Here is a 14,041-nt window from a genome sequence, read left to right as displayed (position 1 = left end):
GGCCCCCGGCTGTCAGATGGTGCTGCCTACGTGGTGTGGACGATGAGGATGTCCACGGAGGTCTTGCGGGCGGCGTCGGAGGGCACCGAGCCCAGCAGCCGGCCGGTGAGGGAGTTCATGCCCTTGTTGCCCACGACCAGAAGCGCCGGCTCGGGCAGCGACTTGACCAGGTCCAGCAGCGCGTCGACCGGCTGGCCCTTGATGGCCCGCTTCTCGACGTTCTTCGCGCCGGCGGCGACCGCGCGGCCCTCGGCGGTGCGGAGCATGTCGTTGACGGGGTTCGCACCCTGCAGCTGGTACGCGTCGGCGCCCAGGATGTCGGAGGCGGCCGGATCGGCGCCCTCGCTCGGCAGGAAGGCGCAGGCGATCACCAGCTTGCCGTCGCCGGTCAGCGCAGCGGCGCGCTCCACGGCGCGCAGCGACGACTCCGAGCCGTCGGTGCCGACGACGATCGTGCTGTAGCCACTCATCGAGTCTCCTCTTTCTCTACGTTTCTCCAGCGGAGGTCTGCCATGGGAACGCCCTAGCATTACTTCTCCGACACAATAGCCTCATCGTCCCCGGGAACAGGCCGTTTGCGGCGGGGAACACACCGGATCGACCGATGCCACCCGATTCGCAGGCCTTCGCAGGTCATTGCAAACCGGCGGCGTCCATGCCGCGAAGCTCCTTCTTCAGGTCCGCGATCTCGTCCCGGATCCGGCCCGCGAGCTCGAACTGCAGCTCCCGCGCCGCGTTCATCATCTGGTCGGTGAGTTCGGAGATCAGGTCCGCGAGCTCGGCCCGCGGCATCGACTTCACGTCCTCGCCCTCGTACATGCCCGCGCTCACCGCCGACGCCGACCGAAGCTCCCCCTGGGCCCGGCGGCCCCGGGAGGCGTTGCGGCCGGAGCCGCCGATCGCCTGCTCCGTGTCGTCCGCCTCCGTGTACACCTGGTCGAGGATGTCGGCGATCTTCTTGCGCAACGGCTTCGGATCGACGCCCATCTTCGTGTTGTAGGCGATCTGCTTCTCGCGGCGGCGGTCCGTCTCCTCGATCGCCACGCGCATCGATTCGGTCACCTTGTCGGCGTACATGTGCACCTCGCCGGAGACGTTGCGGGCCGCGCGGCCGATCGTCTGGATCAGGGAGGTGGTCGACCGGAGGAAGCCCTCCTTGTCGGCGTCCAGGATCGCCACGAGCGAGACCTCCGGCAGGTCGAGGCCCTCGCGGAGCAGGTTGATGCCGACCAGCACGTCGTACTCGCCGAGCCGCAGCTGCCGGAGCAGTTCCACCCGGCGCAGGGTGTCGATGTCGCTGTGCAGGTACCGGACCCGGATGCCCGCCTCCAGCAGGTAGTCGGTGAGGTCCTCCGCCATCTTCTTGGTGAGCGTGGTGACGAGCACGCGCTCGTCCCGCTCCGTGCGGTCGCGGATCTCGTGGATCAGGTCGTCGATCTGGCCCTTGGTCGGCTTGATCACGACCTGCGGGTCCACCAGGCCCGTGGGGCGGATCACCTGCTCGACGAACTCGCCTCCGGTCTGCCCCAGTTCGTACTGGCCGGGGGTGGCCGAGAGGTACACCGTCTGCCCGATGCGTCCGGCGAACTCCTCCCAGGTGAGCGGGCGGTTGTCGACCGCCGACGGGAGCCGGAAGCCGAAGTCCACGAGGTTGCGCTTGCGCGAGGCGTCGCCCTCGAACATCGCGCCGATCTGCGGGACCGTGACGTGCGACTCGTCGATCACCAAGAGGAAGTCCTCCGGGAAGTAGTCGATGAGCGTGGCGGGCGCCGAGCCCGCGGCGCGACCGTCGATGTGCCGGCTGTAGTTCTCGATGCCGGAGCAGAATCCGACCTGCCGCATCATCTCCAGGTCGTACTGGGTGCGCATCCGCAGCCGCTGGGCCTCGAGCAGCTTGCCCTGCCGCTCGAACTCCGCGAGCCGCTCCTCCAGCTCGGCCTCGATCCCCTCGATGGCGCGGGCCATCCGCTCCGGCCCCGCGACGTAGTGCGTCGCGGGGAAGATCCGCAGATCCTCGACCTGGCGCACGATGTCGCCGGTGAGCGGGTGCAGGTAGTACAGGGCCTCGATCTCGTCGCCGAAGAACTCGATCCGGATCGCGAGCTCCTCGTAGGAGGGGATGATCTCGACGGTGTCCCCGCGGACCCGGAACGAGCCGCGGGTGAAGGCGGTGTCGTTTCGGCTGTACTGCACGTCGACGAGCAGGCGCAGCAGCGCGTCCCGGTCGACCTCCATGCCGACTTCGAGCTGCACCGACCGGTCGAGGTAGCTCTGCGGGGTGCCGAGGCCGTAGATGCACGAGACGGACGCGACCACCACCACGTCGCGCCGCGACAGCAGCGACGACGTCGCCGAGTGCCGCAGCCGCTCCACGTCGTCGTTGATGGACGAGTCCTTCTCGATGTACGTATCGGACTGCGCGATGTACGCCTCGGGTTGGTAGTAGTCGTAGTACGAGACGAAGTACTCGACCGCGTTGTGCGGCAGCATCGCCCGGAGCTCGTTGGCGAGCTGTGCGGCCAGCGTCTTGTTCGGGGCCATGATGAGCGTGGGCCGCTGCACCTTCTCGATCAGCCAGGCCGTGGTGGCCGACTTGCCGGTGCCGGTGGCGCCGAGGAGCACCACGTCCCGCTCGCCGGAGCGCAGCCTGCGCTCGAGGTCGGCGATGGCGGTGGGCTGGTCGCCCGCCGGCTCGTACTCGCTGACCACCGTGAACTCCGCCGGGGCCCGCTCGATCTCCCCGATGGGCCGGTGCTCGGAGTGCGCCACCACCGGTTGTTCTGCCGCGAATGCCATGGGACCAGGGTAGGCCGACCCACCGACAAGTTTTCCGCGAGCAGCGGCGACGGTTCAGTCGCGCCGAGCGACGATCACGTCCCGCGTGATCGCCCGGTCCACCCGGTGCCGCAGGTCGTCGTACCCGGGCCCGTCCAGCACCGTCAGGCCGGCGGACTCCAGGACCTCCGCGACCCGCCCCCGGGGCGCGACCCGGGTGTTCCACGCGAGCCCCATCGCGCCGCCGGTGCGCAGGCGGGTCGCCCAGCCCGGGAGGGCGGCGTTCAGCAGGTCGAGGGGGTCGCGCACCAGGCCGCGGGGGCCGCGGCTGCCGTGCTGCACGCCGTAGGGCAGGTCGCCGACCACCACGTCGACGGTGCCGGGCTTGATCAGCTGGGAGGTCAGCAGGGTGTCGGCGGCGTAGCAGGTGAGCGTCTGCTTCTCCCCCGCGAGGTAGTCGGCCTTCTCGGCGGCGAAGGCGGCCTCGTACTTCTTGGCGATCACCGACTTCTCGCGGCGCACCGGGGTGGTCGCGGCGGCGTGCTTGAACCGGTGGTCCTTGAGCCAGGTGGTGAAGAAGGAGCTGTAGAGCTCGAAGTCCTTGGTGTCCACGTCGATGCCCACCGCGTCGAGGCCGTACATGACGGCCTGACTGAGGGTGGTGCCGCGGCCGCACACCGGGTCGAGCACGCGGAGCGTCCGGTCGAGCACACCGTCGGGCCGCGCGGTCGACGCGGCCGTGATGTTGAGTACGAGCCGCGTGAACTGCTCGTTCGTCTTGCCCTGGTACTTGAGGATCGTCAGCAGGTCGGACGGATAGCGGTCGGGCGAGGGCACTGCCACGGGCCGCAGCAGCTCGCCGTCGGCCTCGAAGAGCGCGTAGAACGCGGACGCGAGGCCCAGGAAGGCGAGGTCGCGCTCGGTCAGCGCGTCGGCCTCGAAGGAGAGGTACTCGACGCCCGCGACGGTCGCGGTCTCGACGGGGCCGACCCGCCCCGCGAGGGAGGCCCGGCTGAGCACCGTCAGCTCGGCGCGCACCATGGACGCCGCGGCCTCGGCGTAGACGCGATTGGCGGCGGGGGCTGTCAGGAGCAGGTACTGGGGCACGGCAGAGATCGTACGTGGGGTCTCCGGACCGAACGCCCCACGTGGTCCCGGTGACGCCGCCACCCGGGAAACCTCACGAGGCGTCGTATCGTGGACGAATGGACGCGGACGTGACCTTCGAGCTCACCGTCGACGGGGCGGCGGCGATCGGCGCGGTGGGCGGCGGCTGGCTGGACCTGACGGTGCTCGACGCGGCGGAGGACGCCGTGCCCGCGCTGCTCGACGCGGCCCGCGAGCGGGCGGCGGGGCTCGACGGGATCCTCGTCCGCACCCACGACGACGCGCTCGGCGCGCTGCTGCGGCGCCACGGCTTCCGCCCCTCCGGCGCGGTTGCCGGCCGCCCCCGGGGGCACACCGAGGTCACGCTGGTGCTGCGCCTCGCCGCCGATGCCGCGGTCGACGACGGCGCCGTGCACCCGCCCAAGCGCGAGGTCTTCGATCCGCCGGCGATGACCAACACCGATCCCAAGGGCTTCGTCCGCGAGGTCGAGGAGTTCCGGGAGACGCCCTTCGGGCTGTACGTCTTCCGGGGCGCGGACCACCCGAAGTTCGACGCGGTCGAGTCGTGGCTGCTCCCCGCGTTCGACCTGCGCGCGACGATCTTCCACTTCACGCCGGGCCACGAGCGCGATCAGCGCGTGTACCTCGACGTCGCCCGGATCCACCGGGACGGGAACGTCTGGCACACCGAGGACTGGTACCTCGACCTCGTCGAGCACCCGGGCAGGCCGATCGAGCTGATCGACGTCGACGAGCTGCTCGCCGCCTCCGCGGCGGACCTGCTCAGCGCTGCGGACGCCGAGCGGGCACTGCACGCGGCCGTCCGCGCCGTCACCGGCACGGCGACGCACGGACACAGCGTGGACGCCTGGCTGGCCGCGGAGGGCGCGCCGATCACCTGGCGCTGACCGCTACCCGTCCCGCAGGCCGGGGATCCGCGATTCCAGGCCGTCGAGCAGCACCTGCAGGCCCAGCTCGAAGCCGGCATCCGGATCGCCGGGCGCGCTGTAGTACTCGCCGACGACGGTGCCGACGCGGCCCGCGATCGGGTACTTCCCGGGCGGCATGAGCGCGGCGAGCTCCGGCCCGACGACCTCCCACCACTGCGCGTCGGTCATCGGCCGCGACGCGGCGCCGCGCGCCCCGGAACTGCGGGCGGCGCCCGCGGCGAAGCTCTCCAACAGCACGATCAGCCAGTCCCGCTCGAGGTCGCCGATCGGGAGGCCCTCGAGGAGCGCGAGCTGCGCCTCGTACTGCCCGATCTTCCCCGGCCCGAGCACGTCCCGCCACGAGGGCGCGTCGAGCAGCCACGTGTGCGCGAGGTACTCGTCGCGGCGCGCGCGGACGGCCGCGACCAGGGAGGCGCGCAGCGTGGCGAGTCGCTCGGCCGGCGGCTGCGCGAGCGCGACCGCGTCGACCATGAGCGCGACCAGCACGTCGCGGGTCGGCACGTAGGTGTACACGCTCATCGGCCCGACGCCGAGGCGCGCGGCGAGCGCCCGCATGGTCACCGCCGCGAGGCCCTCCGCATCGGCGAGTTCGATCGCGGACGCGACCACCTCGTCGACGGTGAGCCGCTGCTTGGGCCCCTTGCGACCCGGCGCCGGCTCCCCGGCCTCCGCCCGCCACAGCAGCCGGACCAGCGCGCGGCCCTCGTCCTCGGGATTCATCGACATCTTTCTCCGTACTGTGTACACTGTTCGAGTACTCCGTACAACGTACTCTATTCGAATCCCGCGAAGGACGCGCCCTGAGCCTCGAAGCCACGTACCTCCCCGACCTCCACCAGTTCGCCCTCTGGTCCTCGCACGACCTCGACGACCCCGCCCGCGCCACGGTTCTCCCGCTCGTCGTTCCGGTCGACGGTGCGCTCGCCGTCGCGGACGTGCGCTGCGACGTCGTCGCCGTCACGGCCCTGCCCGGCGCCGCGCGGCCGTCCGCCTCGCTCACCGCCTGGTCCGATCGGACCCGGGGCGAGGAGGCGCCGCTGCCGATCGCCGCCCACGCCGAGCCGGACCCGACGGGGACCGCCGTCACCTCCGCCGCCTACGCGACCACCGCCTTCGCCGACACCGTCGCGACGGCCGCGTCCCTCGACGGCGTCCTCGACGCGAAGCCGCGGCCCTACCAGGCGGCCGGCGTGGCCTGGTTGCTCCGCACCCTCCACGATCACGGCGGGGCGCTGCTCGCCGACGAGATGGGTCTCGGCAAGACGCTGCAGGCGATCGGCGCCCTCACTCGACTGGGCCCGGGCCCGCACCTGGTCGTGTGCCCCACCAGCCTCGCCACCAACTGGCGGCGCGAGATCGCCCGGTTCGCGCCGGCCCTCCAGGACGAGGTCACCGTCGTCTCCTACGCCCGGCTCCGCCTCTCGGCGGCGGAGCTCGGCCGGACCCGGTGGACCGCCGTCGTCTTCGACGAGGCGCACGCGCTGAAGAACCCGCGGACCCAGGTCTCCCGCGCCGCGCGCGAGCTCGACGCGGACTTCCGCATCGCTCTCACCGGCACGCCGATCGAGAACTCGCTCGACGACCTCTGGGCGATCCTGCGCGTGGTCGCGCCGCGGATGTTCCCGGTGAAGGCGGTCTTCCGCCGCCGATTCACCCGGGCCGTCGAGTCCGGGGACGACGGTGCGCTGCGCCGCCTGCGCGCGGCCGTCGCGCCCGTGATGCTGGCCCGCACCAAGGACCGGGCGGCCGGGGCGCTGCCGCCGAAGATCGACAACCCGGTGCTGTGCGACCTCACCGACGAGCAGGCCCGCCGCTACGACGCCTGCCTCGCCCGGGCCGCGGACGACGGCTTCGGCAGCGGGCTGGAGCGGCACGGCCGGCTGCTCGCGGTGCTCACCGCACTCAAGCAGATCTGCAACCACCCGGGCCTGGCCGACGGTGCCGCGCCCTCCTGGGAGCCGGGCAGGTCCGGCAAGCTCGACGTGGCGATGGAGATCCTCGAGGCGAACCTCGCCGCGCACCGGCCGACCCTCGTGTTCACCCAGTACCGGGACACGGGCGAGTTGCTCGCCTCGGCGGCCTCGTCACTCCTAGGCCGCGCGGTCCCGTTCTTCCACGGCGGGATGCCGGTCGCCGAGCGGTCCGCGATCGCCGACGCCTTCCAAGCGGGCACCGGCCCGGAGGTCCTGGTCATGAGCCTCAAGGCGGGCGGCACCGGCCTCACCCTCACCCGCGCGAGTGAGGTGCTGCACTACGACCGCTGGTGGAACCCCGCGGTCGAGGCGCAGGCCACGGACCGCGCCCACCGCATCGGGCAGAGCCGCCCGGTCACGGTGACCACCCTGACGACGGCGACCACGATCGAGGAGCACATCGACGAGATGCACCGCCGCAAGGCACTTCTCGGCGTGCACGCCGACGACGGATCGATCGTGACCGAACTCGCTTCGCTCGACGACGAGCGCCTGATGGACGTCCTGCGCCGGAACCGGGAGAACTGACATGGCCACCAACCCCTTCGGATTCACCACCTGGGGCGCCGACCTCGTCCGCATCGCCGAGCCGACCACCGCGAGCACCCCGAACACGCACGCCCCGCGGGCCCGGATGCTCGCCCGCAACGGCGGCGTCACACTGCAGTTCGACGGTGGGCGGGTCGCCGCGCTCGTGCACAGCGGCGCGAGCGCATCCGCGGCGCACCTCGAGTTCGCCGCGATGGCGCCGGCGACCGCGACGGCCCTGCGGGAGGAGCTGGGCTCCCGCACCGAGCCCGACGACGCGATCCACGCGGCGCTGATCGCCCGGGGGCTGCGGCCCGGGCCGGTCCTCGACGCCGCCGACTGCTCCTGCAAGGCGCGCAGCACGATGTGCGTGCACGTGCTCGCCGCGGTGTACGCGCTCGCGACGCTCGTCGACCACGAGCCCGTGACCGCGCTGACGATCCAGGCGTACGGCACCTCTGCGCCCGCGGGTGACGACGAGGACGACCGGCCGGCGCCGCGGTGGACGCCGCTCGCCGCGCTGCACGTGCGGGACTACTACGCGGTGCCCTGAGTCGTGACCCGCACCGCCGCCGCGCGGCCCGGATCGGAGCTCGCGAACTCCCCCGGCCCCGTGGGCGCGAAGCCCGCCGCCGCCAGCTTCGCCGCGACCGCGTCGATGGCCACGCCGTCGGCGAGCACGACGAGCGCCTCGGCACCGTCGACCGTGACCGCGGAGGCGTCGGCACCGAGGGTGACCCAGAGCCGCCCGACGAGCCGCTCGTCGTAGGCCGGGTCGTCCACCCGCGGGGCGCCGGTGGCCGGACGGTGCGCGGCGACGTTCGCGGCGAACGGGGCGATGCGATCCGCCCACAGCGCCCGGACGGCGGCGCGCGTCGCGTCCTCGGTGCCGGTGTTCTCCAGCCAGACGTCGGCGACGGCGCGACGCTGCTCGTCGGTGGCCTGGGCGGCGATGCGGGCGCGGGCGTCGTCCTCGGCCATGCCGCGCGAGCCCACGAGCCGGCCGACCCGCTCCTCGGCGTCGACCCAGACGATGATCACGAGGTGGAACATCGGCGCCACCTTGTTCTCCACGAGGAGCGGGATGTCCTGCACGATCACGGCATCGGGGCCGGCCGCCTCGATCAGCTCCGCGGACCGCGCGCCCACCAGCGGGTGGGTGATCGCGTTGAGCTTGGCGCGGGACTCGTCGTCGGAGAAGGCGATCGCGGCGAGGGCAGGCCGGTCGAGGCTGCCGTCCGCGGCGAGGATGCCCTCCCCGAAGGCCTCGGCCAAGGCGGCGAGCCCGGGCGTCCCGGGCTCGACGACCTCGCGGGCGATCTTGTCGCCGTCCACGATCACCGCGCCGAGCGCGGCGAGTTCCTTCGCCACCGTCGACTTGCCCGCGCCGATGCCGCCCGTCAGTCCGATCCGCAACATGCCCTCAGACTAGTGAGTGGTGCCGACCCCGGTGACGCCCGACACCTCGTCCGGCGTGTGCTCGAGGGTGCCGCGACGCAGCTCCTTGCCGGTGGGGACGTCGATCGCGACGACGGACTTGGCCGACGGGTCGGTGACGTAGGCGGTCGAACCCATCGTGAAGACCGCGGGGCGCGGCTCCTGCCAGTTCGCGTCCTCGGTCCACGGCGCCGTGACCTTGACCTCGCGGACGGTGGCGCCGGTGTTCGGATCGAGGACGCGCAGGACGCCGTCGGTGCCGAGCACGAGCGCCTCGCCGAACTGGCCTCGCGCGAGGGAGCGGAAGCTGTAGGAGGCGGGCAGATCGACGAGCTTGACCGCGCCGGTGCGGGTGTCGATGAGGCTGACCCGCGTGGGCCGCTCGGGCTTCGCGGCCTTGTCCACCTTGTAGTCGCCGAGGACGACGGCGTGCGCCTCGGTGGCGGAGACGTTGCCCGTGCGTGCGTACCCAGGCGTCGGGGCCGCGGTCTTGACGATCTCGTTGCCGCGCACCACGAGCACGCCGTCCTCGCAACCGAAGATGACGGCGCCGCCCTCGGCGGCGCCCTCGCCGTGCACGCCCGGGCACTGCTCGTTGCGCGTGATCTCCTTGCGGTCCTTGTCGAGGATCGCCACGCCCGTGCGGGTCTTCTCGTCGCCGAGGGTGATGAGCATCGAACCGTCCGCCCGCTCCACGGCGACGCCGTGGTGCGGCTTCGGCGCGGTGTAGGTCGCGCGGTGCGCGGTGGGGTCGCCCACCTTGTCCGAGGCGATCGACGTGACGGTACCGGTGCCGTCGGAGAAGAACACGGTGCGGCCGTCGTGCCGGACCACGTGGCCCGGCTCGGGCGCCGGGATCGTGATGTCGGTGCGACGGGGCGCGGCGGTGTAGAAGTGCTGGTGGTCGCCGTGGGGCACGGACCAGGAACCGAGGTCCAGCAGGCGGAAGCCGGCGCCCTCGGAGATGACGGCGTGGCGGCCGTCACCGGCGGGATTCACCCGGAGGTAGCCCTCGCCCGGGAAGTCCGCGACGCGCTCGAGCGTGGCGGCGTCGAGGATCTGCACCCCGCCCTCGTAGGTGATGGCGAGACGCGGCGCCGCGCGGCGCTGTTCGGTCGCGCCGCCGGGCGCGTCGGCGTCCGAGCCGGAGGCCGTCGCCGACGACGGTGCCGGATCCGGCTGGGCGGAGCCGCATCCGGCGGCCAGCAGGGCGGCGGCGAGGAGGGGCGCGGCGAGGTGCAGGTTCTTGGGCATGACGACAGGTGTAATCGTTGATGAAAATCATTGTCAAAGATCACCATGGCGATACGTGCATGGGCGCGCCGGCGGTCTGGGAGGATCGCGGCCATGCCTCTCGTCGCCGGTATCGACTCGTCCACGCAGTCCTGCAAGGTCGTGGTGTGCGATGCGGATTCGGGCGAGGTCGTCCGTTCCGGCGCCGCTCCGCACCCGCCGGGCACCGAGGTCGCGCCCAACGCGTGGCTCGACGCGCTCGCCGCAGCGGCCCGGGACGCGGGCGGACTCGACGACGTCGCCGCCGCCTCGGTGGGTGCGCAGCAGCACGGGATGGTGTGCCTGGACCGCGCCGGCGCCGTGGTGCGGGACGCCCTGCTGTGGAACGACACTCGATCGGCCGCCGCGGCGGAGCAGCTCAAGGCGGACCTCGGAGGGCCGGACCGGTGGGCCGACGCGGTGGGCGTGGTCCCGGTCGCGGCGGTGACCGCCGCGAAGCTGCGCTGGCTCGCCGATGCGGAACCCGCGCACGCGGACGCGACCGCGGCCGTCTGCCTCCCGCACGACTGGTTGACGTGGCGGCTCGGCGGGGGCGGGCTCGACGCCCTCGCGACGGATCGCTCGGACGCCTCCGGCACCGGCTACTTCAGCGCAGCGACGGGCGAGTACCGCACGGACCTCCTCGAACTCGCGCTGCGCGGGCGGCGGCCCGCGCTCCCCCGGGTGCTCGGCCCCGCGGAGTCGACACCGGTTCTCGACGACGCCGGCCCGCTCCGCCGGGGCACCCCGCTCGGCGCGGGCGCGGGCGACAACGCAGGCGCCGCACTCGGGCTCGACGCCCGGCCCGGCGACTGCATCGTCTCCCTCGGGACGTCGGGCGTGGTCAGCGCCGTGACGGCGACAGCGCCGCGCGACCCGTCGGGCATCGTCGCCGGGTTCGCCGACGCCACCGGGCACCAGCTGCCGCTGGTCTGCACCCTCAACGGCGCCCCCGTTCTGGCGGCGACCGCGCGGATGCTCGGAGCGGACCTCGAGGAGTTCGCGCGACTCGCGCTGACAGCGCCTCCCGGCGCGGAGGGCCTGGTCCTGGTCCCGTTCTTCGCGGGTGAGCGCTCCCCCAACCTGCCGAACGCCACCGGATCGCTGCAGGGGGTGACCGGCGCCAACCTCACCCGCGAGAACATCGCGCGCGCCGCCGTCGAGGGCCTGCTCTGCTCGCTCCAGTTCTGCCTCGACGCGATCGCCGACCAGGGCACGGCCGTCGAGCGGATCCTGGTGGTCGGCGGCGGCGGCCGGTCCGGCGCGGTCCGCGCGATCGCACCCGCGGTCTTCGGCCGCGCCGTGGACTTCCCCGCGGACGGCGAGTACGTCGCCCGCGGGGCCGCGCGACAGGCGGCGTGGGCGCTCCGCGGGGACGGCTCGGCGCCGACCTGGCCGCGCCCCGTCGCCGAATCCCGCACGGCCGCCGCCACGCCGGAGGTCTACGCGCGCTACCGCGAGGCGGCCGAGCTGGTGCTCGACCGCCCCTGAAGACGCGTTGCCCTAGCGCGCGAGCAGCTCCCGGAGCAGGGCGCGCGCGCCGTTCTCCCGCAGCGCGGTCAGCGCCGCCAGGTAGGGCTCGGTGAACCCCGGGCGGTCGGCGAGATCGCCGAAGAGGTCCGGCGCCGTCACGAAGGCGAGCGGCTCCGTCCTGGATCGAACGGCCCGCTCCGTGAGCGCGTCCGCCGCGCGGTCGCCCTGCACGATCGGCGCGCCGGCGTCGTCGACGCCCTCGCAGCCACGGGTCCAAGCCGCGACGACGGCCGCCGCGAGCGGCGCCGCGGCACCGGCGTCGAGACGCGAGACGATGACGGGCACCAGCCATTTCGGAATGCGATCGGAGGCGTCCTGACACAGTCGCGCGACGGTGTCGGCGATCGCGGGGTTGGAGAACCGCTCGAGCAGGGTGGCGATGTAGTCGTCGAGGTCGATGCCGGGCACGGGACGCAGCGTGGGCCGCCCCTCCTCCTGCATGTACCGGCGGAGCAGCTCGCGCACGTCCGGGTCCGCCGCGGCGTCGTGGACGTACTCGTAGCCCAGTAGGCGGGCGAAGTGCCCCAGGGCCTGGTGCCCCGCGTTGAGCAGGCGCAGCTTCATGAGCTCGTACGGAGCCACGTCGTCGACCACCTGCACGCCCGCGTCCTCGAACCGCGGGCGGCCCGCACCGAAGGCGTCCTCGAGCACCCACTGGGTGTAGGGCTCGGCGACGACGGGCCACCGGTCGTCGACGCCCACGCGTGCCGCGACCTCGGCGCGCAGCCCGCCGGGGGTCGCGGGCGTGATCCGGTCCACCATCGAATTGGGGAAGCGCACGTGCTCGGCGATCCAGTCGGCGAGTGCGGGATCGGCCAGGCGGGCGAACGCGGTGAAGGTGCGCTGTGCGACGTGCCCGTTGCCCTCGATGTTGTCGCACGACATGACCGTGAAGGCGGGGACGCCGCGGTCGCGGCGCCGGCGCAGAGCCTCGGCGACGAACCCGAAGACGGTGCGGGGCGTCGCACCCGGCTCCAGATCGTGCCGGACGTCCGGATTCTCGGCGTCGAACTCGCCGGTGGTCGCGGAGAAGTTGTAGCCGCCCTCGGTGATGGTGAGGGAGACGATGCGCGTCTGCGGCGCCGCGAGCCGCTCGATCACCGCCTCGGGATCGTCGGGGGCGTACAGGTAGTCGACGATCGACCCGACGACGGAGGTCTGAACGGCACCGTCGGGATGCTTGAGGGTGAGCGTGTAGAGCCCGCCCTGCGGGACGAGCGCATCGCGCATCGCGGCGTCCGCGGGCCGGAGCCCGACGCCGCAGATGCCCCAGCCCGCCGCGCCGGGGCCGGCCGTGAGCAGCCGGTCGACGTAGACCGCCTGGTGGGCGCGATGGAAACCCCCGACGCCGAAGTGGACGATGCCGGCCCGCACCGCGCCGCGGTCGTAGGCCGGCAGGGAGGCGTCCGTGATCGCGGTCAGGGCGGTCGGGCTCAGGTCGATCGGTGCGGTCATCGCTGCTCCTCGGTGTGCGGTTCGGTGCCGGCGCCGTCGAGTCGGACGACGGCCTTGATGCTGCCCGGCTCCCGATCGGCGTTGAGCGCCTCCTCGGCGCGATCGAGCGGGAACCGCCCGGTGACCATGCCGTCGAGGTCGACGCGCCCCTCGGCCGCCAGCGCGATCGCCGTGGGCCAGGTGTTCGCGTAGCGGAAGACGCCGGTGAGAACCAGCTCCCGGGCCTGGATCAGCGAGACGGGCAGCTCGAGATCGTCGGCGCCCATGCCCACCAGCACGATCCGGCCGCCGGGGCGGACGGCGGGAATGCCCGCGCGGATCGCGGGCGGCGCCCCGGACGCGTCGACGAAGGCGTCGAAGCCGTCGCCCACCGCGGACGCGTCCGCACCGGGATCGACGGTCCGCGTGGCGCCGAACCGCCCGGCCGCCGCGCGCCGCACGGGATCGGGGTCGGTCACCACGATCCGGGTGAGGCCGGACGCCCGCGCGACCTGCGCGCACAGCAGGCCGATCGGCCCCGCGCCGGCGATGAGGACGGACCCGCCGAGGCCGACGGCCGCCTTGCGGAGCGCGGCGATCCCCACGGACAGCGGCTCGAACAGGGCCGCGGCCTCGTCGGACACCGAATCCGGGACGGCGTGCGCGAACGCGGATCCGATGGTCACGTATTCGGCGAGGGCGCCGTCGACCGGCGGGGTGGCGTAGAACCGCATGGCCGGGCAGAGGTTGTACTCGCCGCGGAGGGACTCGGGGCTGTGCGGGTCGGGACGTTGCGGCTCGATGGAGACGCGCTCGCCGATCCGCTCGGCGGGGACGCCCTCGCCGACGGCCACGATCCGCCCGGACGCCTCGTGCCCGAGCACGATCGGCGCGGTCACCACGAACTCGCCGAGGACCTCGGTGTCGATGTACGCGCCCTCGAAGAGGGTGGTCGAGGTGGAGGCGGAGCCGACGCCGAAGAGCATCACCTCGGCGGAACGGGCGGCCGCGAGCGCCTGGGAGACGATGGAA

12 protein-coding genes are annotated in these 14,041 nt (G+C 73.1%); 4 read left to right on the top strand and 8 right to left on the bottom strand.

What is annotated here, in order from left to right; all coding sequences use genetic code 11:
* Positions 1-26: 26 nt before the first annotated feature.
* The 3 genes from LB823_RS12050 to LB823_RS12040 all read right to left on the bottom strand — a co-directional run bounded on the left by LB823_RS12050 (position 27) and on the right by LB823_RS12040 (position 3,882).
* Complete coding sequence (locus LB823_RS12050; RefSeq protein WP_224647414.1) at positions 27-470, bottom strand: universal stress protein; 444 nt, start codon at positions 468-470, stop codon at positions 27-29.
* A gap of 163 nt (positions 471-633) precedes the next feature.
* On the bottom strand, positions 634-2,796 hold the full coding sequence (gene uvrB / locus LB823_RS12045) for an excinuclease ABC subunit UvrB (RefSeq protein ID WP_224647412.1): 2,163 nt from the start codon (positions 2,794-2,796) through the stop codon (positions 634-636).
* Between the two features lie 54 nt (positions 2,797-2,850).
* A complete protein-coding gene (locus tag LB823_RS12040) occupies positions 2,851-3,882 on the bottom strand; it encodes a TRM11 family methyltransferase (protein ID WP_224647411.1) in 1,032 nt (343 codons plus the stop codon).
* Between the two features lie 449 nt (positions 3,883-4,331).
* Here LB823_RS12040 and LB823_RS12035 point away from each other — a divergent pair, with 449 nt between their 5' ends.
* A complete protein-coding gene (locus LB823_RS12035) occupies positions 4,332-4,790 on the top strand; it encodes a DUF402 domain-containing protein (RefSeq protein ID WP_224647509.1) in 459 nt (152 codons plus the stop codon).
* A gap of 3 nt (positions 4,791-4,793) precedes the next feature.
* On the opposite strand, the gene LB823_RS12030 is transcribed toward LB823_RS12035, so the two are convergent.
* Entirely contained in the window at positions 4,794-5,552 is a 759-nt protein-coding gene (locus LB823_RS12030) for a TetR/AcrR family transcriptional regulator (RefSeq protein WP_224647408.1), read from the bottom strand.
* 215 nt (positions 5,553-5,767) lie between these two features.
* On the opposite strand from LB823_RS12030, the gene LB823_RS12025 reads away from it, so the two are divergent.
* Both LB823_RS12025 and LB823_RS12020 read left to right on the top strand, forming a co-directional pair.
* Positions 5,768-7,333 carry a DEAD/DEAH box helicase gene (locus LB823_RS12025; RefSeq protein ID WP_224647407.1) on the top strand — a complete coding sequence of 522 codons (1,566 nt, stop codon included), beginning with the start codon at positions 5,768-5,770 and terminating at the stop codon, positions 7,331-7,333.
* 1 nt (position 7,334) lies between these two features.
* Positions 7,335-7,886, top strand: coding sequence for an SWIM zinc finger family protein (locus LB823_RS12020; protein ID WP_224647405.1), 552 nt, complete (start codon positions 7,335-7,337; stop codon positions 7,884-7,886).
* Here LB823_RS12020 and coaE read toward each other — a convergent pair.
* Both coaE and aztD read right to left on the bottom strand, forming a co-directional pair.
* The gene (gene coaE / locus LB823_RS12015) at positions 7,871-8,752 is read right to left on the bottom strand and encodes a dephospho-CoA kinase (protein WP_224647404.1); all 882 of its coding nucleotides are present in this window, start codon (positions 8,750-8,752) and stop codon (positions 7,871-7,873) included. The genes LB823_RS12020 and coaE overlap by 16 nt on opposite strands.
* A 9-nt stretch (positions 8,753-8,761) precedes the next feature.
* Complete coding sequence (aztD, locus tag LB823_RS12010; RefSeq protein ID WP_224647403.1) at positions 8,762-10,024, bottom strand: zinc metallochaperone AztD; 1,263 nt, start codon at positions 10,022-10,024, stop codon at positions 8,762-8,764.
* A 93-nt stretch (positions 10,025-10,117) separates the two neighbouring features.
* Here aztD and LB823_RS12005 point away from each other — a divergent pair, with 93 nt between their 5' ends.
* Complete coding sequence (locus LB823_RS12005) at positions 10,118-11,533, top strand: FGGY family carbohydrate kinase (RefSeq protein WP_224647402.1); 1,416 nt, start codon at positions 10,118-10,120, stop codon at positions 11,531-11,533.
* A 12-nt stretch (positions 11,534-11,545) separates the two neighbouring features.
* Here the strand turns inward: LB823_RS12005 and LB823_RS12000 are convergent, their stop codons facing one another.
* Entirely contained in the window at positions 11,546-13,030 is a 1,485-nt protein-coding gene (locus LB823_RS12000) for a mannitol dehydrogenase family protein (protein ID WP_224647401.1), read from the bottom strand.
* A complete protein-coding gene (locus tag LB823_RS11995; RefSeq protein ID WP_224647508.1) occupies positions 13,027-14,037 on the bottom strand; it encodes an NAD(P)-dependent alcohol dehydrogenase in 1,011 nt (336 codons plus the stop codon). The genes LB823_RS12000 and LB823_RS11995 overlap by 4 nt, the downstream gene beginning before the upstream one ends.
* Between the last annotated feature and the right edge of the window lie 4 nt (positions 14,038-14,041).

The organism is Tsukamurella sp. M9C, assembly GCF_020169415.1.
GTDB lineage: Bacteria > Actinomycetota > Actinomycetes > Mycobacteriales > Mycobacteriaceae > Tsukamurella.
The sequence above is the reverse complement of the archived record's forward strand: the minus strand, read 5'-3'. Positions and strand labels throughout refer to the sequence as shown.